Genomic DNA, 20,372 nt, shown 5'->3' on the forward strand with positions numbered 1-20,372 from the left:
TCAATAAATATGCACATTTTAGTTTTACATTAGAATGGGCAATCACACTATTATTATTGATTTTTTCCGTGTATCACTTGACTCTTTTTATGATGAGACAGAGAAATACGATGTACTTTTATAGTGGACTTTATTTTTTCGTCTTGAGCATCATTATTTCTACGAGAAAAGAGCGGATTATAGGTCGTATTTTTCCTGATCTATCATTTGAATGGTTGTTTAAATTACAGGATTTATCTACTTATGGAAGCTATATTGTATTATTTGCTTTTTTGATAAATGTCGAACCGACACTAATTCGTAAAAGTTTGTTTATGAAATGGTTATCGCCAGTTATTTTATATCTCATTTCTTTTATTATTTTACCTGCAAGAGTCACTTCTATCATTCAAACACAAGTTACAATCTATGCTAATATTCTCTTTTTCTATTTGTTTATAAAATTGATTATCATGGCAATAAACAATAAATCTTCCATGAATAGAAATGAATTGTGGTCTTTAGGTGGTATAATCTTTTTTCTATTCGTTTTATCTTTTAGTGGTGGATTAGATGCTATTAGAGTCGGCGGATTGGAAGTTTTTAGTCATATGGGGATTTTAGGATTTGTTATTATGATGAATGTTTTACTTGCTACCCGTTTGAAGAACGAAACAGAAAAAGCAGAGCAGCTAGCGGATGGTTTAAAGAAGAGTAATCATATTAAAGATGAATTCCTTGCTATTACTTCGCACGAAATGAAGACGCCATTACATGGCATTATGAATATGGTTAGTGAAATCGTTAAAAACCAACGAAACAATCTAACCAATCAACAATATGAAAAACTCATAATCGTAGAGCAAACAACAGAAAAACTGAATTATCTTGTGAATGATTTACAGGATTTCACTAAAATGCGCTTTGATGATTTGAAGTTGGATATTGGAGCTATTGATATACGAGTTATAACGAGTATTGTTCACGAATTATTAGCATCTGATTTAGAGCATAAGCAAATCATATTTGAAAATAATATTCTGCCCAATTTATGTATGCTAGGTGATGAGAATCGTTTCCGTCAAGTACTATTCAACGTACTGCATAATGCTATTAAATTCACAACGAATGGGAAAATTATTGTTTCTTCAGCACTTAAGTTGCAAAACGAAGTACATCTTTATATAGAAGACACAGGATGCGGTATGGAAAAGAAGATGGTACCATCTGTATTTGAGTTTTTATATTCAGAGAATTATGATAAAGACTCTTTTAACAGCCGTGGAATGGGCTTGGGCCTATTTATAAGTCAGCAACTAATGAACAAGATGGATGGGGCAATTTGGGTAGAGAAAACAGAAGTAGGAAATGGAACAATCATGGCTTTAGCACTTCCGTTCATAGAAGCGGAACCGTCAATTGTAACAAATCAAGCAGAGGTTAAAACAAAACCAAAAGTACAAGTAAATAGTCCATCTAAAGAAATAGATAAAGGTGAAAAAGTTCTCATTGTAGATGATAATCCAGTCAATATTCAAGTGTTAACCTTACTATTGCAAGATCAATTCATACCGATACCAGCATATTCTGGATTTCAAGCATTGAAGATATTAGATGAAATGAACGATATTAAGTATGTGATTACAGATGTAATGATGCCTGGTATGTCAGGTATTGAATTATCAAAGAAAATTAGAGAACGATATTCACTAATGCAACTTCCAATCATTATTACAACTGTACTTGATGCACCTAGAGATCTTGCAATGGCATTTCAGGCAGGTGCGAATGACTATATTACGAAACCATTTTCAAAAGAAACGGTTTTAACACGTTTGCAAACAGTAAAACAAATACGTGTCTCAATGCAAGAAGCATTAGAGCATGAAATGGCTTTTTTACAAGCGCAAATCAAACCACATTTTCTCTATAATGCGTTGAATGCCATTATTGCTTTTTGCTATATAGATTCTGAACGTGCGGCACATTTATTAACGATGCTAAGTTGCTATTTACGATATATTTTTGCATCAGGAAAAGAAGGGCATGTCACGACGTTACAAGATGAAATTGAAGTGATTCAAGCATATGTTGACATTGAACAGGCTCGTTTTGGCGAGCGCTTGTCATTCACATGTGAATGCGAAGAAGTACTATTAGAACAGCATATTGAAATTCCAAACCTATTTGTACAACCATTAGTGGAAAATGCCATTCGCCATGGATTATTTAACAAAGTAGGAAATGGGAAGGTTTGTCTGCACATTAAAGAAAAAAGTGCTGGTTTTTTACAAATAACTGTTAAGGATGATGGAGTAGGTATGTCGAAAGAGAAGCTGTGGAAGGTAACTTCTGAACAGGATCCAAACGTTGGAATTGGTCTGCGTAATGTAAGGCGGAGAATTCGCAACATGGAAGGAGCGGACTTTTCCATATCTTCTGAGCTAGAAGAAGGTACGACAATAAAAATGGTCATTCCGATTAAAAACAGAGCAATCAACTAATACGTGATTAGCAAATCATGATTGTAGAAGAAATATTAAAGTGTAGAGAGCTAATAATCTAAGCTCTCTACACCAATGTCTTTCCTAGAAACATTTCTCTTAATTCTTCTTCAGTTATTGTGAAAGTACCTAGTCGAAATGCAGCCGAAACCTTTGTATTTCCGAATCTTTGTCCGATCACGAGATAATCTGTCTTTGCAGTTACGCTTCCAGCCATAATACCTCCGTGCTTTGTAATTTCTGATGCGATTTCTCTTCGAGTTTTGGAAAGAACGCCTGTAATAACAAAAGTCTTTCCTTGAATTTGATGTATGTCCTCAACAACCAATTATGCCACATTCCTTTTCACTAACTCTAATAGTGGATGAACACTACCATCTATTATAGCGAAACGGAAGACTTAAACAAACCACTCACCTTTAGCAACTAATTGAATATTTCCACCCACTTCAATGGAAAATTGCTCAAGATTTTTGGAAGCCTTAATTAAAAGTTTAGAAGGGCGATTCATTTCATACCCTTGTTCAATTGAAAGATTGATATATTGTGAATCTAAATAATTGTGCTCTAATAAATAACTAGCAAGATTGCCACTACCACTACCTGTTGCTGGATCTTCAGGAAATCCAAAATAATCACAAAATACTCTAACGTGTAAATTATTTTCTTTATGCACTGTTTCTGGTGTGAATACTAAAATATTCGCTTTAACATTCTCGATAAATGCAGCATACTTTTCTTGATTAATACGGCACTTTTGAACGGATTGTAGAGATTTTATAGGTATGATTATTGCTGGAAAACCTGTTGAAACCTCTTGAATTGGGTAATTTGTATCTATGTCTTCTTCAGAAATATTTAATACTTCTGCTAAAACATTTGGCTCAAAGCATTGACCAAATGTTGGAGGATTTTGACTCATCCAAGCCTCGTTCTGTTTGAACACAACTGGTATGGTGCCCACCTGAAGGTCAAGCGTTATGGAATCAATTAGATTATCTTCAAGTTCTTGTTGAATGATATAAGCTGTTCCAAGTGTAGGATGACCAGCAAAAGGGATTTCACTATTAGGTGTGAAAATGCGAGCAGGATAAGCAGGACTTTCCTGCTTGTTAAAAATAAAACTCGTTTCTGAAAAGTTAATTTCTCTTGCGATTTTTTGCATTTGTGTTGTGGATAGTGAATCGCAATCTGTAAAGACTGCTAATTGATTCCCCGCATATTTCGTTTCAGCGAACACATCCAAAATATAAAATTGAATAGATTTCATGTTAGTTCCTCCTCAAGATTAAAATGTTATAGGGTGTTACAGTTGATATACGGTATAATAGCAAGAACTTATGTATAACAGTCAAAAGGAGAGTATAACACTTAAAGGGATGTGCTCTATGCAAATTGTATTGAATCGAAATTCTACTATTACTTTAATTCAACAAATTCATGAATCGATTAGTGATCGAATTCGTTCTGGTATTCTAGAGATTGGGAGTCAATTGCCATCTATTCGTGAGTTAGCAAAGCAATTAGGGGTGAGTATGGTAACTGTTAGTAAGGCGTACACATTGTTAGAAAGGGAAGGATTAATAACGAGAATTAGAGGGAAAGGTACGTTTGTTTATAGGGAAACAGGAAATGTAAACACAGAAGATGATAATCCTTACGCTTGGCAATTGACCATAGATGATTATTTGCCGAGGTCATCATACTTACAATCTCAATATGAAAAAGCACAATATCAGTTTGCATCTTCTAAAATTGAACCGACTTTATTTCCAAATCTATATATTGAGAAGGAAGTGAATAAAGTAATACGAGAGCAGCCATCTATTCTATCAACTTATGGGAATGCTGTGCAAGGCGATGTGTTACTGCGTAAGGAAATGGCTAGATATTTGAAGAAAGTAGGGATTCATAGTAACTTTGAAGAAATATTGATTACGAATGGAGCTCAACAAGCAATTGATTTAGTCGCCCGTACTTTTGTCGGTCCTGGGGATGTAGTCATTACAGAAGCTCCCACGTATAGTGCAGCGATTGATGTATTTCGCGGTAGAGGTGCGACTGTACTAGCTGTTCCTCTTGATGAGAATGGAATGCAAGTGGATTATTTAGAAAGTATTTGTTTACAGAAGCGTCCAAAGGTGATTTATACAAATCCAACCTTTCAAAATCCTACAGGTACAGTACTAAGCCAAAATCGGAGAGAAAAGTTAGTATCCTTAGCTGAAGAATATAATATCATAATTATTGAAGATGACTCATGGAGTGATATGTATTTTGGAAAGGAACCGCCAGCTCCTATTAAAAGTAATGATAACGGGGGGCATGTGGTGTATGTGAAAGGATTTAGCAAAACGTTTATGCCTGGGTGTCGAATTGCGGCTTTAGTGGCTAATCGAACACTGTTCAATCGTTTAGTGGCTTCCAAAAGTATAGCAGATTTGGGTAGTCCTTTAATTACGCAAAAAATCCTTCTGCCGCTATTAACGTCTGAAAGAATAAAGCAACATACGGAAAAATTACGAATTGCGTTGGCTATTCGATGTGATATGGTGGATGAAATCTTAAGGGAATATGCTCCTAAGGAGATAACATGGGCTAAACCTTCTGGTGGCTTGAATTTATGGATCGGATGTCCGTATTGGTTTCATACTGACAAATTTTTAATAGAGGCTCAAAGAAAAGGATTATCCTTCTTACCTAGTTCGGCTTGTTATCCGGGTGAACCAGAGTACAATTATATGCGCATTTGTTTTTCATATATGAGTGAAAAACATTTGGAAGAAGGATTAAAATTGTTGTGTATATTACTACATGAAGCTTTACTAAACAAAGAATACGATCGGATTCCAATTATTTAAAATGATAGAATATTCTAACTTAGAAGTGTGTTTCTTATAGGTTGCTCCATATTCATCAGATGTTATCTCGGAAAAATATTTTAACATGGTTTTTAGTAATATGTTAAAGTTTATTTAGCTTCATTTTTTTCTAATAATTCAATAATTCGATCTAATTTCTTTTCAATTTCAATCGATTTTTGTTTTGATGTTGTTAAATTAAATAGCATTCGTCTAAGGAATAAAATAAAAGAAATACCTCCTAATAGCAACAGTGAAAAAACAATAATTTGAAAAATAGTATCACCCAATTAAATAATTCGCCTCCAAGTTGTAATGGTTGAGCATAAAAGAACAGATGTAAAAGCTTGCTAAAGTTAGGGTTATTCCTATTACCACATACCGTTTTAAATGCTTAACTTATATTATATACGACTTATAGTGATGACGGTTGCGAAGTTAATCTATTAACTATAGTGAAAAGTGGTTTTCCTGAAAAATTCTAATAATCTGTTTGATTCGAGTAGAACAAATAGATTTTGTAAGCATTTTAGATGAACAGGAAATTGAATCGAAATAATAATGTAAGGTCGTCAAAATATGGCGGCCTATTTATTTTTGTTTGTATACTGTGTATGTTGACTTTTTGCAAACAATTTAATATTATGTTTAGTATATAATAAACTTTTTAAGGTTGTGTTTATGAATGGTGACATCGGAACTTTTTTGGAATGCTTCGATTGAAGAATTGAAACTAGGGTTTACTCGTGAGAAAGATATGTATACTTGTTTGTTGTGTGGAGAGAAGTTAGAGAAAGGTGTTATTTATCCACATGAAAATGTGCTATACGATGCGGAAAGATACATGCGAATTCATATTAAGGAGACGCATGGTTCGGTATTTGAATATTTAATAGGTCTAGACAAGAAATTGACAGGGTTAACGGATCACCAGAATAATCTTCTGCAATTGTTTTATCAAGGGAAAAGTGATTCAGAAGTCCAAAAAGAATTAGGCATTGGTAGTGCTTCAACCATACGTAATCATCGATTCGTTTTGAAAGAGAAAGAGCGCCAAGCAAAGACATTCTTAACGATGATGGAGTTGTTAAAAGAAAAAGATCAGCACGCACCAACTTTTGTTCCACCACCTAAAACAGCAAAAATGGTTGATGATCGATACAATATTACACAAGTGGAGCAGGAGAAGGTTATAGCGAAGTTCTTCCCGGAAGGAACGGAAGGGAGCTTGGTAAGATTTCCTTCGAAAGAAAAACAGAGGTTGATCGTGTTGCAAGAAATCGTGAAACGTATTGAAAGTAATCGAATTTATAGTGAGAAAGAAATAAATGCAATACTCCAAGCGGCACATGATGATTATGTCACGTTAAGAAGATATTTAATTGGATATGGATTTATTGATCGTAAGCCTGATGGTAGTGAGTATTGGTTGAAAAAATAAATAAAGGAGAATTGAAATGGAACGAAAAAAAGAACTGAAACAACTTTATAAGGAAACACCTATTGAAGCGGGAGTTTATCAAATTACAAATACGAAGAATCAAAAGCTATTTATCGGAAGTACAAGAAATTTGAAAACGTTAAATGGAATTAAGTTCATGCTAAAGAATGGTGGACATACAAATAGGCAGCTTCAAGAGGATGCATTTCAATTTGGCGCTGATGCTTTTGAATTTAAAATTCTAGAAGTATTAAAAAAGAAAGAAACAGGCTTTTTTGATGAGAAAAAAGAATTGGAAAAACTTGAAGAGAAATGGATTGAAGAACTTCAGCCATTCGGAGAACGTGGGTATCTTTGATCAATTACGTGATTTAGCTAAAAAATTGAAGAAAAAAATGAGTAAGCAGTACAAAAGCGAGTAAGTATTTATCCACTTACTCGCTTTTGTATTTTTATTTATTCACTGTCAAATGAGCGAAATGGAAGTGTTCAAATGCTTGAATATCATCATCGCGATTGGTAAAATACATCTCATTTATTTGTTCTGGTGATAAATTTTCAAATAGTAACATGTGATAATCTTGAAGTTCGAGATCTAATGTTAAAGGGTCGAAGCTTGTTACGATTTGCTCTCCTGTTGCTGCAGTTATTTGTCTCATTTTTATCATTTTGTCAGAAGCATACTTGTCTAGTAGAGCATTATCATCTAAGTAATCAAATACAACAGAGCTACCATTTGGGGCAATTACTGAAATGGCTGATAGCATTCTAAAAAAATCCGCTTTATTTAAATACATTACAACACCTAGAATGCTGAAATAACTGTATTCATGATTATTGAATCCATTTTTTAAGAGCTCTTGTTGAAGCAAATGAGTATTGAAATCTACAGGAATAAATTTCGTATTTTCTGGTATTGATATACCCATTTCTTTAAGGCGTCTTTGTTTAAAAATTTGAGTAGTAGGATGATCCACTTCATAAATTGTAAAGTCTTTAGGTAAGTCACTTTGTCTATATGCAAACGTATCTAAACCTGCACCTAGAATAACGTATTGCTTAATACCTCGCTGAATAGCGGCTGAAAGCTGATCTTCAGCATATCTTGCTCTACTTACTAATTGAGGAATGCATTGTGTATTCATAACCCAACTTAATTTTTCGGTCTTTGTTAGTTGAGTGTCTGGATTTGGATGGAAGAATTCGTAAGCATTTGCCCAATTTATTGCGATTAATTTCTGTTCATCGTCCTTAATTAAAGAATAGGCGAGAGTATCGTTAAATACAGGATTTGTGCTATGTGTTGCGTGATATCCTCTAGCAAAGCTACTAACTAATGCAGTTAAACTTTCTTTCTTATTTTCCATAACAAACGCCACCTTTGTAGAATAGTAGTTTAAAAACGCAGAAAAACTCCTAACAATTTTTGTTAGGAGTTCATTATAATATGTGATGTTTTACATGTAAATAGTCTAAAATTTAATCATAACATAAAAATATTTATTTGTCAATGATTTTTAGTCCTCGTTATCGATTTCTATTATGCCTGTTCTTGCACTAACTTTTAAAACATTTAATAGATTCTCAGGTGTCTTGATTTCTACTTCATATTCAAATTCAGATTGTGATAAGTTGTCATCTTCTATTTCGAAGTCTTTTTTAACGTTGATAATTTCTCCATTTGTTTGAGCTAAAGCAATTTCACGAACTTGTTTCTCAGTGTAGTTTTCATTCTTCTTAGCATAGTTGTATCCCAAACCATAATATCCACCAACAATAGCGATTCCGATTATTAAAATACCAATTACACTTATTATTATTTTCTTTTTGTGTTTTAACATTTTCATCCACTCCCTAATGATTAATCATCTATTCCAAATCTTGCTTCTAACGCATTTTCTGCCTGCTCTAGTTGATCATCAAGTACATCTTGTTCTCTTTCTTGTGCTTGATATTGTTCGGCTGTTATAGTTCCGGCGTGATAATCTGCTTCTAGCTGATCATCAGATATATCCATTTTTTCATCCAGTTGGTCAATTTCTTTTTTGACTGCTAAATACGTATTTAAATGATCATCTTTTGCACCAACTGGTTTCGTATTGTTTGCTTTTTCTACTATAGCAGCAACGTCCTTTGATAAATCTTGTGTTGGCTTAGTATCCTTCGTAGCAGGCTGTGCTTTGCTTGGTTCTTGTTGTAATTGAGCGACTTCTTTTTGCAACTTATCATTTTCTTCTTGCAGTTGTTGTACTTCTGTATCGTTATCAGCTTCAGTAGAACAAGCTGTTAAGAATAAACAAGACATTGCACCGATTATCATCCATTTTTTCATCGTGTTTTCCTCCTTATTGACTGTGTATCTTAATCTTGTCTTTATATTACTGAACGAACATTAAAGGAAGATTAATGTTCAAAAAAATAAAATGATATAATTAGATAGCTTCTAATCTTTCTTTAATGTTGTGGAATTATAGTAATACATATAAATAAGAAGCAAAGGAGAACAGTTATGCGAATTCTTATTGTCGAAGATGAACAAGACTTGCAAAATATATTAGTAAAACGATTAAATGCAGAATATTATAGTGTCGATGCATGTGGAAATGGAGAAGATGCGTTGGATTATATAAGCATGGCTACTTACGACTTAATAGTGCTTGATATAATGATTCCTGGTATAGATGGTTTACAAGTATTACAAAGCTTACGCGCGGATAATAATAAAACGCCTGTCTTGCTTCTTACAGCTAAAGATGCGATAGAGGATCGAGTGAAAGGACTTGACTTAGGTGCAGACGATTATTTAGTAAAGCCGTTTGCTTTTGATGAACTGTTAGCGAGAATTCGGGTGTTAATGCGAAGACAAACAGGGAATACATCGAATGTGTTTGAAATGGATGATTTAGTAGTGGATTGCAATATGCATAAAGTGACAAGAGGAAATGAAGTTATTGATCTGTCTAGTAAAGAATTTGCTATTTTAGAGTACATGATTCGTAATAAAGAAGTTGTGTTAACACGAGATAAAATTGAACAGCATGTATGGAATTATGACTATGAAGGTGGATCGAATATTATTGATGTATATATTCGCTACCTGCGTAAAAAAATTGATAGCCAGTTCGATACGAAGTTAATTCACACGGTGCGAGGCGCTGGTTATGTATTGCGAGTAGAATCATGAAAAGACTGTCAATAAAAATGAGAGTGACCCTGTGGTATACAGGGCTAGTTGTAATGATTATGGCACTCGTGTTAGCCTTTATATTAACTTCTTCAGATAAAATTTTGCTTTTCAATATGCAAGATCAATTGGAGAACACTGTAAAAGAAAGTTTTGAAGATATCGAATATAGGCATGGAAAGCTAGAGATTAGTGATGATTTTGAAACCTTTGAAGATGGGGCAAATATACTCATTTATAATAAACAAGGTGAGCTGCTGGCAGGAAATAATCCAGCTGACTTTAATAAAAATGCATCGCTTAAATCTGATGAAATACAAACCATAAAAGATGATAATAAAGAGTGGATGGTATATGACTTTCTTTATAATATAGGTGGGGATGAACAAGTCTGGGTTCGTGGAATAATGACGATGAATCAATTATCATCAGCCATGAAGGCGATTATTTTGGTAACACTCATCTCATTTCCATTCCTTATTCTCATTGCAGCAGTTGGAGGATATTTTATTACGCGTAGAGCGTTCCGTCCTGTGGAACAAATGATTGATTCAGCCAGCGAAATCGGTGATGGTAAAGACCTTTCGAAGAGAATTAACTTACAAGGTTCATCGAAAGACGAAATTTATCATTTAGCACAAACCTTCGACCAAATGTTTGAACGGTTGGAAACATCTTTCGAAAGCGAAAAACAATTTACATCAGATGCTTCTCATGAATTAAGAACACCAACTTCTGTTATTATTTCGCAATGTGAGTATGCATTGTCTCAGAGCAATAATCCGAAAGAAATGGAAGAATCATTAGAAGTCATCTTAAAACAATCGCGTAAAATGTCCACACTAATCTCTCAGCTCTTATTATTAGCACGAGCTGACCAAGGAAAGCACAATACGTTCCTATTTGAGCGAATCAATATGAGTGAACTAACGGAAATCGTTGTAGAAGAACTTTCATTAACGGCACAAGAAGCTTCAATAAACATAAAAACGAACATAGAGGCGGACCTTTTTATTAGAGCTGATCAAACCTTGATGACACGTTTATTAATGAATTTACTAACAAATGCGATTGCTTATGGCAAAGAAGACGGCAATGTGAATATGCAACTGTACCGTGATGGAAACGACATAGTAGGTAAAGTCTCCGATAATGGCATAGGCATTAGTGAGCAACATATCCCTAAAATATGGGACCGCTTTTATCGAGTTGATGCAGCACGAACATCTTCAAGCAGAGGTAACACAGGGTTAGGATTGTCGATGGTTAAATGGATTGTTGAACAACATGGCGGAACAATTACTGTTGATAGTGAGCTAGGAGAAGGCAGTACATTTACTTTTAGACTGCCGATTGAAAAACGAGCTTAAAATGCTCGTTTTTTGTCGTATCGAAATTTCAGAACTTTCATTGAATGCTTGTGTTTATTGCAGGGGATTACATATTTTTGTCGTATATTTACATATAAAGCGCTTACAAAGAAAAGATTCAACTCAAAAGTTCATACGAATAGAGGGGGACAAATTATGGTGGCTGAAGGTGCGTTGTTATGGAAACCAAGTACTTCTTTCAAAGAAGAAGCTTATGTAACGAAATATATGGAATGGCTTCGAATTAAAAAAGGGTTGCAGTTTAAAGATTACAATTCACTTTATAGTTGGTCTATAGATGAACTTGAATTGTTCTGGGAGTCGATTTGGGAGTATTTCGATATTTCTTCATCAACTCCTTATCACACTGTTTTAGAAAACAAAACGATGCCGGGAGCAAAGTGGTTTCCTGGTGCACGTGTAAATTTTGCACAGCATATTCTACGACAGGCCGAAGATGGCAAAATAGCGATACATCATCAATCAGAAATTCGCGGTCTAGATAGTATGACATGGGATGAACTAAAAAAACAAGTACTAATTATAGCTAACGAATTAAGAAAGTTGGGAGTTAAACCCGGTGATCGAGTAGCAGCTTATTTACCGAATATACCAGAAACGGTTGTTGCAATGCTTGCATCAATGAGTATTGGAGCTGTTTGGTCGAGTTGCTCTCCTGATTTCGGTAATGAAAGTGTACTAGATCGTCTACAACAAATTGAGCCGAAAGTGTTATTTGCTGTTGATGGTTATAAATATGGTGGACAATCATTTGACCGTAGAGAAGAAGCTCGCAAGATTGTACAAAAGCTTCCTAGTCTACAAGAAGTTGTCTACGTATCTCATCTTTATAGAGATGATAACCAGCCAATAATGAATGCATTAAGCTGGAGTGAATTGTTAAATCAACCTGAAGTACCATTTTCTCAATTTCAATTTGAAGAAGTTCCTTTTGATCATCCATTAACCATTATGTATTCATCCGGAACAACTGGGATTCCGAAAGCTATCGTTCATAGCCATGGTGGAATGCTGTTAGAAGGTTATAAAATATTATCCCTTCATGCTAATCTTGGACCTGAAAGCTGCATTTTCTTTTATACATCAACAGGTTGGGTGATGTTTAACATTTTGACATATGCATTGCTTACAGGTTCTTCAATTGTACTGTATGATGGTAATCCAGGTTATCCTCATTTGGGAACATTATGGGAAATTGCTGAGAAAACAAAAACGACTATGTTTGGTGCAAGCCCAATGTATGTAAACTTAATGAAAAAAGTAGGGCTTTCACCAAAGGAAAAATATAATCTTTCGTACTTGCAAAGTGTGATGCTAAGTGGAGCACCTTCAGGGCCTGAAATATTTGAGTGGATTTATAATCATGTGAAACAAGATTTATGGCTTACATCACAAAGTGGCGGAACTGATATTTGTTCAGGCTTTGTAACGGGTATACCGATTGAAGCAGTTTATGCCGGAGAGATGCAAGTAAGAGCACTTGGGGTAGATGTTCAATCCTATACAGACAATGGCGACTCAATTAGAGATGAGGTTGGTGAATTAGTCGTGCTTCAGCCAATGCCTTCGATGCCAATCTACTTTTGGAACGATCGTAACAATGAACGGCTGAATGAAAGTTATTTTGAGTCATTTCCAGGTATTTGGCGACATGGCGATTACTTGAAAATCACATCAAGAGGAACGTGCATTATTTATGGTCGTTCTGATTCTACACTCAATCGCAACGGAGTGCGAATGGGAACAAGTGAAATTTATTCGGCAGTTGAGTCACTTGAACTAATACAAGATAGTATAATTGTGAACTTAGATATAGAAGGAAGTAGCTCTTTCATGCCGTTATTTGTCGTGTTAAAGCAAGGGGCTATGTTAGATGAGTCCTTAAAAAAAATAATAAAAGAAAAAATACGTACTCATTGTTCACCACGTCATGTTCCAGATGGGATTTTCCAAATCTCACAGGTCCCATACACATTAACTGGAAAGAAAATGGAGGTGCCTGTTCGTAAAATTATAATGGGAGTACCAATGGAAAAAGCAGCTAATAAAGACGCCATGACTAATCCTACATCTTTAGACTACTTCATAGATTTCTCTAATCAACAATTGAAACAAATTCTTTCTAAATAGAGTAATAGAAACCCAGTGGAAATGAACTTTTCAGTGGGTTTACTATCGTTCCTGTTTATAGTATGTTGCTAATAAAAGTACTAGATTAATGGGCTGAAAATTTTGGAGGTGCGATTTGATACATATACAAAATCAATCTGAATCACTCGTAATTGTTATTCATGAAATCTATGGTTTAAATGCACATATGAGAGATGTTTGTAAGACATTATCAGAGCAAGGATATGATGTTCTTTGTCCAAATCTATTGGGAAGTGAAGATTCTTTTACGAACGAAGAAGGGGAAAAAGCTTATAACCATTTTATGAAAAACATAGGATTTAAGAAAGCTTCATTTCAAGTGAAAGAAATAGTAGCTGACATGAAGGTTCAATATAAAGAAGTTTGGATAATCGGTTTTAGTATTGGAGCAGCAATAGCTTGGTTATGTAGTGAGGCTGAAGGAGTAGCTGGTATAGTGGGATTCTATGGTTCACGTATAAGGGATTATTTACATATATCTCCACAATGCCAGGTATTACTTTTCTTTCCACAAGTCGAGCCATCATTTCAAGTCGATCTATTATTATCGAAGTTGAGGAAACAAACTATTGAATGCGTCAAGTTGGAGGGACTACATGGATTTATGAACCCCTACTCATCTAATTATCATGAACAATCAGCACAAACAGCTTTCCACAAAATGTTAAGCTGTTTATCTCGAATATAGTAGTGCTGAATGATTTAAGAAGGATATAAAAAAACAAAAAAGGAAATAAAATACATATATATAATAAAATTATACGAGGGGGGAGATAAAGAATGGTCTTAAAAAAAGGTTATCTTCATCATGGTTGGTTCATTTTCTTATTAGCAGTATTAATATCTAATTTCAGTTTATATAATACAGAAATTGGAAACAGCACGTTGCCTGATAAACCGAATGCCATCGTATTAGCTTCGATTTTCGATTTGGCGTTTCTGTCGCCAATTTTGTATATGACTTGGAAGCGAAAATGGACTTGGAAAAGAGCCATCGTTTTAATGGCTACTGGCCTTATTCTAGTTCGCTTTATCATTCCAATGGAATATTTAGCTCCTTATAAAGCGGTGACATGGGTAGGATTTGCCGTAGAAGGGGGCATTGTATTACTAGAAGTATTAGTTCTGGTTACATTATTTAAGCACTTACCAAACATTATAAGAACGGTTAAAAGAAGTTCGTTACCCGTTGTTTTTTCATTTTCAAATGCGGCGGATCGTACGACGAAGAATATTCCTATTATTAGAGTCATCTGTTCGGAAATGCTTATGTTCTATTACGCGTTGGCGAGTTGGAAAAAACAGCCGAAATTAAATCATCACACGTTTACACTGCATCGAAACTCGAACTTAATTGCTTTTCAAATTATGCTTATTCATGCCATAGTGTTAGAATCTATTGGCCTACATTGGTGGCTCCACGATCAGTCAGTAATTTTATCAATTGTTTTATTAGTAATCAATATATATTCTGTTATTTTCATTTTAGGTGATATTCAAGCATTGCGTTTAAATCCATTACAAATGTCTGAAGACCGTATGTATATTTCGCTAGGCTTAATGAGGCGGATGGAAATTAAATATGAGGTCATTGAAGAAATTGTTGAAGACCCCACAGATTTAGAGAAGAATCTTTCTGAAAAAACAATTGATTTTGTTGCCCGTGACTTTGAACCTGTATCTCCACATGTGATTTTGAAGCTAAAGCGCCCTGTTGAAGCGTCTCTTATTATGGGGATGAAAAAGGAATACAATCAGGTCGCTATACGAGTGGATGAATCTGATCGATTTATGCGTGTACTCAAAGAAAAGATAAGTCTTGATCAATCAAATTAATCGCATAAAAACAAATATATAGTTAGCTGAATGGAAAAAGGGTGAGTGTGAAATGGGAAATAAATCTTCATTAAAACAACAGTTATTGCACCTGGAAGAAAAATTATTAAAACCAGAAATTAGGACATCAAAAGATGAGCTTGCTAATATACTAGCAGACGATTTTTTTGAATTCGGAAGCTCAGGTAAGGTATTGTACAAAGATGAGAGTATTGATGAAGTGAGTCTTAGTATAGTACAAATGAAATTGAGTGATTTCGAAATTCATCCGTTGTCCGAAGAAATAGTTTTATCAACCTACCGAATCTATAACGAGATAAATCAACAACATTCATTGCGTAGTTCAATATGGAAATTTATTGATGGAAGATGGAAAATGTGTTTTCATCAAGGGACAAAAACAACTTCTGACCGCTAGTTTGAGGTGTTTGAATGAATTATTTTGTTATAGGAGATATGCATGGATGTTTTTTAATTATATTAATATTGATACAGGATCATATAATTCAAGATTCTTAACTGCAATAAAAAATATTATTGGGATTATAACTGAAGCTACTGATTTAAGGGAAAAAAATTTTGGTAGCTAAATGATTCAAAGATAAGCATGGTATAATATGGATTGAAACGAGGTTATTGGCAAAGTAAATAACCTAAATATGGAAAAAGGTTGTCATGTTGACAGCCTTTTTCTTATGCCGTAATCGGAGAAGGATGGTTTAATAAGAAAATTTTTTATATCTACTGTTAGCTTTTCTTAAAGGTATATAATATTTCTATAGTTCAACTACCAGTGCTGAATATCTTTAATGGATTTAAAATACAAATGCTTAATCTTAGATCACGATGCAAAAAGTACACCAAAAATACATTATTTGTTGAAGCTCTTAATAATTTAAGGCCAAATGAGAAGCTATTACCCTTAATGAATTTGTTAGATACTGTTTTAATCCAGGTTGGTAGATGTGTCGATTGGAATCAAAGTTTTACTGTTTATAAAAAGTCATACCGTTTATAAAAACGATAAACCGTAATAAAAAAAATTCGTGTTCTTCTTATTGAAGAGAAGGTGTGGGTTAGTTTGGTGAAGTTTTTGTCTTTTATGGTAAAATAATACAAAGATGTTAAGGGGATAAAAAAATGGAGAAAATCTTAGTGAAAACGGCTATTTATACATTTATTGTTTCTTTTTCATTATTGTTAGTCTCGATAGATAGAGTGAGAGTTACAAAAGATACGGATGGTATGTACTCAAGTGAGGCTTATTCCTATCCAGAATATTTTTTAATGCTGTTAAGATACTCAATCATTATTACTTTCATTGTAGTTATAATTGTATTTGTGATTAAATGGTACAAAAAAAATTAAAACTCAGAAGCCTTGTAAATACCGACTGTTAATTACTGCATTTAAATCTAACTTAACTCAGGAACAAAAGAAAGAGTATCATAAGCAATATGAGGAAATTGTGGAACAAGCGAACCAGACAAAAATAGGTGTTAGTCTTGGAGTGCCACCAATTGAAGAGTTTAAACCTGGAGATTGGATTGAACCGAAAGGATAGTAATATACATTAATTGAAACAAGAGATTTATTTATGGCACCATTCATCCGTTGATAAACGATTTATACATTTAGGAGTTGTGATTACAGCTCTTTTTTTTATTTAGCTAAAGGTGCAGCATTCCTATAATAAATGAACTGAATTTAAATTGGTAAGCCAGCTATTTAATGGAGTAATACCTTGAGCATTAAGTGGATTCCTGCATAACACTCATTCGCTGAGACGTTAGTTTTGCTGACAAATAGTAGTTTGTTATAGGATAATGATGATGTATTTGATGGGTAAAATATTAGCGGGAAAACTCCAAAAAGAAGGAAGTGCTAAACGATGAATTTAGAAATGGTTATGCAGGAGCTTGAAGCCCTTAGCAAGGAACGAACTAAAAAAATATACATATCCAATGGTGCGCATGAGCCTCTTTTTGGCGTGGCTACAGGTGCAATGAAGCCAATAGCCAAGAAAATAAAAATAAATCAACCTTTAGCTGAAGAGCTTTATGCTACAGGGAACTACGATGCAATGTACTTTGCAGGCATTATTGCAGATCCAAAAGCAATGACTGAGTTGGATTTTGATCGTTGGATGGATTCGGCATACTTTTATATGCTGTCCGATTATGTGGTAGCTGTAACTTTAGCGGAAGCAGATATTGCACAAGAAGTTGCTGATAAATGGATTGCAAGCGGTGAAGAGCTGAGAATGTCAGCCGGCTGGAGTTGCTACTGTTGGCTTTTAGGGAATCGCTTAGACGTTGAATTTTCCGAAAGCAAGGTTGTCAATATGATTGAAATTGTGAAAAATACGATTCACGATTCTCCAGAACGAACGAAATCTGCTATGAATAATTTTCTATACACTGTGGGTATTTCATATTTGCCGCTCCATGAAAGGGCAGTCGAAACTGCCAAGGCAGTAGGTCTAGTAGAAGTCAAACGGGACAAGAAAAAAAGTAGTTTCCTAAACGCTTATGAAAGCATTCAAAAGGAAGTAGATAGAGGGAGGCTTGGTTTCAAACGCAAATATGTAAGATGTTAGACAATAGCCTCACATCACGAATAATATTCAATTATAGAGGGAGTTGATGGTGAAATTAGGTTTATAGGAAATGTTTTTGCATAAAAGAAGCTAAAAATGGCTTCTTTTTTTTCTTATGCTGTTAACGGTACAGATTAGTTGAAGCTTGTATGGACTAAAGAAAGTATGTTTATGGATAGTATCCTTAAACATACTTTCTTCAAAAATATCTTGTCTTGGTCGTCATTTTGCTCCAAAATAAGAAAATTTTGACGACATATTATGATTAGCCTATTCTATTCAAGAAGGCAATGGATTTCGTAGTATAGAGAATAAGGAGTACAAAACAATGAATGAATTTTATAAAGCGTTAACATATGTAAATGAAATTTTCTATGAACCAAATCACTTAACTATAAAAGCTATCCGAGAAGAAGCTCAAAATTCTGATTATGGGGCTGGGATATTTCAGCTAAATTCAAAATCGGTTAGATTTAGAGTCGCAAAAATAACACCTACCAAGATCGGACAGTTTGTTGCTTTTTGGGAAAAAGATGGAGATAATAAAAACCAAGCATTTTCATATGAAAACACTACTGATCTATTAGTTATTAATACCTTTTCTGGTAATAACAATTTCGGGCAATTCGTTTTTCCAAAAGAAGTTCTTGTGAAACAAAATATTCTTAAAACAGCCACTACAAAAGGAAAAATGGCAATTAGAGTTTACCCTAGTTGGGACACTCCGACTAGCAAACAAGCTATCGAAACACAAAAATGGCAATTACCCTATTTTGTTGAGGTGAACAATTCAAATAAATTAGCAATACAAGAACTATTAAAACTATATTCTAATTAAAATTGGATAGCTTCAAGCCAGTTAATAGTTTGTGAATTAACACTTCAACTATCGGTTGCAATAGCTTGACTCAGCGTTGACAATAGTCGGCTCTTTTTTTACTGGATTAAAGAAGCAGTTTAATTGGAGCGGAAATATCAAAATTAAGGTTTTGCACACAATTCGAAAAAGAAATAAAGTCTTATAAAGTTATTAATTTTTATGTAGAGTTACAATTAGATAGTATGAATAAATTTACATAAAAAATATTAGAGGTACATTATGACAAAAAAATAAAAATTGAACTTCCCAAAATCGCATCAGAGTTAGAAAAGGTTAATTTTCAAGATATTTATTATGAAGAAGATCCTCAGTTAGTGAACTGTATGGTACTTGGTGCACGAGTTGATAACGAAGTAATGGAGAAAGTAATCTTTTCCAAAGTCATTTTTAAAAATGTAACATTTATCAATGCTACTTTTAGAAATATTGATATGACTGATGTGATTTTTGAAAACTGTAATCTATCTAATGCTCGATTGTGTGAAGGCATTGTACATAGAGTCGCCTTTAAAGATTGTAAACTATTGGGCTTAGATCTTTCAGAAGCTAATCTTGGGAACGTTTCTTTTGAAAATTGTGATGTGAATTTAAGTAACTTTGCAGATGCACGTTTAAAACAAGTAAGTTTTGATAATTCTCCTTTAACCAGTGCTAACTTTAACAATTGTAAACTTAGCAAGGTTTATTTTAATCGATGTAATATTAATGATGTTAATTTTACACAAACCATTCTTAAAGGGATTGATATAAGTACCTGTATCTTTGAACAACTTAATGTGTCTTTGGAAAGTTTGAACGGTTGCGAAGTTTCTTCAGACCAAGCAATTGGATTTTCAAAATTGTTAGGGTTAAAAGTTAAATAGTAATATTTTATTGAACTATATAGTTAATACCTGCGTATGCATTTAATTGTTTATGATTCTCAAAACGTCTAAGATCTCCTATTTCTCCAATATGAAGGCATTGTAGTTGCTTTACCTTTAATCGGTATCCTATGCTTATTTGGCTAACAATTCAAGGAGAACAACGTACTCAAAACATCGACAAATTTACACTTGGCGTTCTAGCAGGATTTCCAGCAACATGAAACTTGGTGCATTCTCTATAAGTTTAAGTGTAAAATTCTCCTTGAATTATAAAAGAATCTATTCAATATTAAAATGTACCCTTTGTAAACGATATTTTTAAAAAAGCCTATGCAGATTGTAGAAGATGATCTCTGTATTGAACAGGGGCCATCTTTTTTAAATTCCATTGGTAAAGAACAGTTAAATCTGTTGGTATCGGGCATGATTATGATGATACTTACTCCAGTGATTGGTTTTTTAAGTGGTGCATTAATTCTTAATATGGTTGGAGTTCGGGAGGAACAGGAGAAGGTGCAGGCTATGATGGAGCATTTTTAGGACTTATAACATTAGCTAATGGAGTTATCATTCTGCTTATTGGCATTATAAGGTGGATTATTACATTTCGCAAAAAAATAAATTGATGTTTCTTTGCTTAAGTAATTTTTTTGTCGGGAATACCAAAGAGTAATTTAATC

Annotated in this window: 22 protein-coding genes; 15 read left to right on the forward strand and 7 right to left on the reverse strand. The window is 34.0% G+C overall.

The window, feature by feature from the left end:
• Positions 1-2,483, forward strand: a 2,483-nt coding sequence (locus V7014_RS10125) for a hybrid sensor histidine kinase/response regulator (RefSeq protein ID WP_335506708.1), incomplete at its 5' end; no start/stop codon positions are given.
• Between the two features lie 67 nt (positions 2,484-2,550).
• Here the strand turns inward: V7014_RS10125 and V7014_RS10130 are convergent.
• Together V7014_RS10130 and V7014_RS10135 are read right to left on the reverse strand one after the other, a co-directional pair.
• Positions 2,551-2,811, reverse strand: coding sequence for a BRCT domain-containing protein (locus V7014_RS10130; protein ID WP_335506710.1), 261 nt, complete (start codon positions 2,809-2,811; stop codon positions 2,551-2,553).
• Between the two features lie 72 nt (positions 2,812-2,883).
• Positions 2,884-3,753, reverse strand: coding sequence for a PhzF family phenazine biosynthesis protein (locus V7014_RS10135; protein WP_335506712.1), 870 nt, complete (start codon positions 3,751-3,753; stop codon positions 2,884-2,886).
• 118 nt (positions 3,754-3,871) lie between these two features.
• On the opposite strand from V7014_RS10135, the gene V7014_RS10140 reads away from it, so the two are divergent.
• Entirely contained in the window at positions 3,872-5,344 is a 1,473-nt protein-coding gene (locus V7014_RS10140; RefSeq protein ID WP_335506713.1) for a PLP-dependent aminotransferase family protein, read from the forward strand.
• 110 nt (positions 5,345-5,454) lie between these two features.
• On the opposite strand, the gene V7014_RS10145 is transcribed toward V7014_RS10140, so the two are convergent.
• Positions 5,455-5,634: a DUF4083 domain-containing protein gene (locus V7014_RS10145; protein ID WP_335506715.1), complete on the reverse strand. Its 180-nt coding sequence runs from the start codon at positions 5,632-5,634 to the stop codon at positions 5,455-5,457.
• Positions 5,635-6,029: 395 nt separating this feature from the next.
• Between V7014_RS10145 and V7014_RS10150 the strand changes: the two genes are divergently transcribed.
• Together V7014_RS10150 and V7014_RS10155 are read left to right on the forward strand one after the other, a co-directional pair.
• Positions 6,030-6,785 (forward strand): DUF2087 domain-containing protein, encoded by a 756-nt coding sequence (locus V7014_RS10150; protein WP_335506717.1) that lies wholly within the window; start codon positions 6,030-6,032, stop codon positions 6,783-6,785.
• Between the two features lie 16 nt (positions 6,786-6,801).
• Positions 6,802-7,143 (forward strand): GIY-YIG nuclease family protein, encoded by a 342-nt coding sequence (locus tag V7014_RS10155; protein ID WP_335506719.1) that lies wholly within the window; start codon positions 6,802-6,804, stop codon positions 7,141-7,143.
• Positions 7,144-7,237: 94 nt separating this feature from the next.
• Here the strand turns inward: V7014_RS10155 and V7014_RS10160 are convergent, their stop codons facing one another.
• From V7014_RS10160 to V7014_RS10170, 3 genes are all read right to left on the reverse strand, one after another.
• Positions 7,238-8,152 (reverse strand): class I SAM-dependent methyltransferase, encoded by a 915-nt coding sequence (locus tag V7014_RS10160; RefSeq protein WP_335506721.1) that lies wholly within the window; start codon positions 8,150-8,152, stop codon positions 7,238-7,240.
• A 150-nt stretch (positions 8,153-8,302) separates the two neighbouring features.
• Positions 8,303-8,626 carry a PepSY domain-containing protein gene (locus V7014_RS10165; RefSeq protein WP_335506723.1) on the reverse strand — a complete coding sequence of 108 codons (324 nt, stop codon included), beginning with the start codon at positions 8,624-8,626 and terminating at the stop codon, positions 8,303-8,305.
• Between the two features lie 20 nt (positions 8,627-8,646).
• Entirely contained in the window at positions 8,647-9,117 is a 471-nt protein-coding gene (locus V7014_RS10170; RefSeq protein WP_335506725.1) for a hypothetical protein, read from the reverse strand.
• Positions 9,118-9,294: 177 nt separating this feature from the next.
• Here V7014_RS10170 and V7014_RS10175 point away from each other — a divergent pair, with 177 nt between their 5' ends.
• The 10 genes from V7014_RS10175 (at position 9,295) to V7014_RS10220 (ending at position 19,689) form a co-directional block, all read left to right on the forward strand.
• Positions 9,295-9,969 carry a response regulator transcription factor gene (locus V7014_RS10175; protein ID WP_335506726.1) on the forward strand — a complete coding sequence of 225 codons (675 nt, stop codon included), beginning with the start codon at positions 9,295-9,297 and terminating at the stop codon, positions 9,967-9,969.
• A complete protein-coding gene (locus tag V7014_RS10180) occupies positions 9,966-11,339 on the forward strand; it encodes a sensor histidine kinase (RefSeq protein WP_335506728.1) in 1,374 nt (457 codons plus the stop codon). The genes V7014_RS10175 and V7014_RS10180 overlap by 4 nt, the downstream gene beginning before the upstream one ends.
• A gap of 156 nt (positions 11,340-11,495) precedes the next feature.
• The gene (locus tag V7014_RS10185; RefSeq protein ID WP_335506730.1) at positions 11,496-13,490 is read left to right on the forward strand and encodes an acetoacetate--CoA ligase; all 1,995 of its coding nucleotides are present in this window, start codon (positions 11,496-11,498) and stop codon (positions 13,488-13,490) included.
• A 115-nt stretch (positions 13,491-13,605) separates the two neighbouring features.
• Positions 13,606-14,199 (forward strand): dienelactone hydrolase family protein, encoded by a 594-nt coding sequence (locus V7014_RS10190; RefSeq protein WP_335506731.1) that lies wholly within the window; start codon positions 13,606-13,608, stop codon positions 14,197-14,199.
• Positions 14,200-14,291: 92 nt separating this feature from the next.
• On the forward strand, positions 14,292-15,347 hold the full coding sequence (locus tag V7014_RS10195) for a beta-carotene 15,15'-monooxygenase (protein ID WP_335506733.1): 1,056 nt from the start codon (positions 14,292-14,294) through the stop codon (positions 15,345-15,347).
• A gap of 52 nt (positions 15,348-15,399) precedes the next feature.
• Positions 15,400-15,765 carry a DUF4440 domain-containing protein gene (locus V7014_RS10200; RefSeq protein ID WP_335506735.1) on the forward strand — a complete coding sequence of 122 codons (366 nt, stop codon included), beginning with the start codon at positions 15,400-15,402 and terminating at the stop codon, positions 15,763-15,765.
• Positions 15,766-16,487: 722 nt separating this feature from the next.
• A complete protein-coding gene (locus V7014_RS10205; RefSeq protein ID WP_335506737.1) occupies positions 16,488-16,715 on the forward strand; it encodes a hypothetical protein in 228 nt (75 codons plus the stop codon).
• Between the two features lie 523 nt (positions 16,716-17,238).
• Complete coding sequence (locus V7014_RS10210; protein ID WP_335506739.1) at positions 17,239-17,946, forward strand: DNA alkylation repair protein; 708 nt, start codon at positions 17,239-17,241, stop codon at positions 17,944-17,946.
• Positions 17,947-18,274: 328 nt separating this feature from the next.
• Positions 18,275-18,784, forward strand: a complete 510-nt coding sequence (locus tag V7014_RS10215) for a MepB family protein (RefSeq protein WP_335506740.1) — start codon at positions 18,275-18,277, stop codon at positions 18,782-18,784.
• 365 nt (positions 18,785-19,149) lie between these two features.
• Complete coding sequence (locus tag V7014_RS10220) at positions 19,150-19,689, forward strand: pentapeptide repeat-containing protein (protein ID WP_335506742.1); 540 nt, start codon at positions 19,150-19,152, stop codon at positions 19,687-19,689.
• Between the two features lie 7 nt (positions 19,690-19,696).
• Here V7014_RS10220 and V7014_RS10225 read toward each other — a convergent pair whose 3' ends face one another.
• Positions 19,697-19,840 (reverse strand): transposase, encoded by a 144-nt coding sequence (locus V7014_RS10225; protein WP_335506826.1) that lies wholly within the window; start codon positions 19,838-19,840, stop codon positions 19,697-19,699.
• A 182-nt stretch (positions 19,841-20,022) separates the two neighbouring features.
• Here V7014_RS10225 and V7014_RS10230 point away from each other — a divergent pair, with 182 nt between their 5' ends.
• On the forward strand, positions 20,023-20,232 hold the full coding sequence (locus V7014_RS10230) for a hypothetical protein (protein ID WP_335506744.1): 210 nt from the start codon (positions 20,023-20,025) through the stop codon (positions 20,230-20,232).
• Positions 20,233-20,372: the final 140 nt, after the last annotated feature.

Source organism: Bacillus sp. JJ722 (genome assembly GCF_036963345.1).
GTDB lineage: Bacteria > Bacillota > Bacilli > Bacillales > DSM-1321 > Bacillus_AD.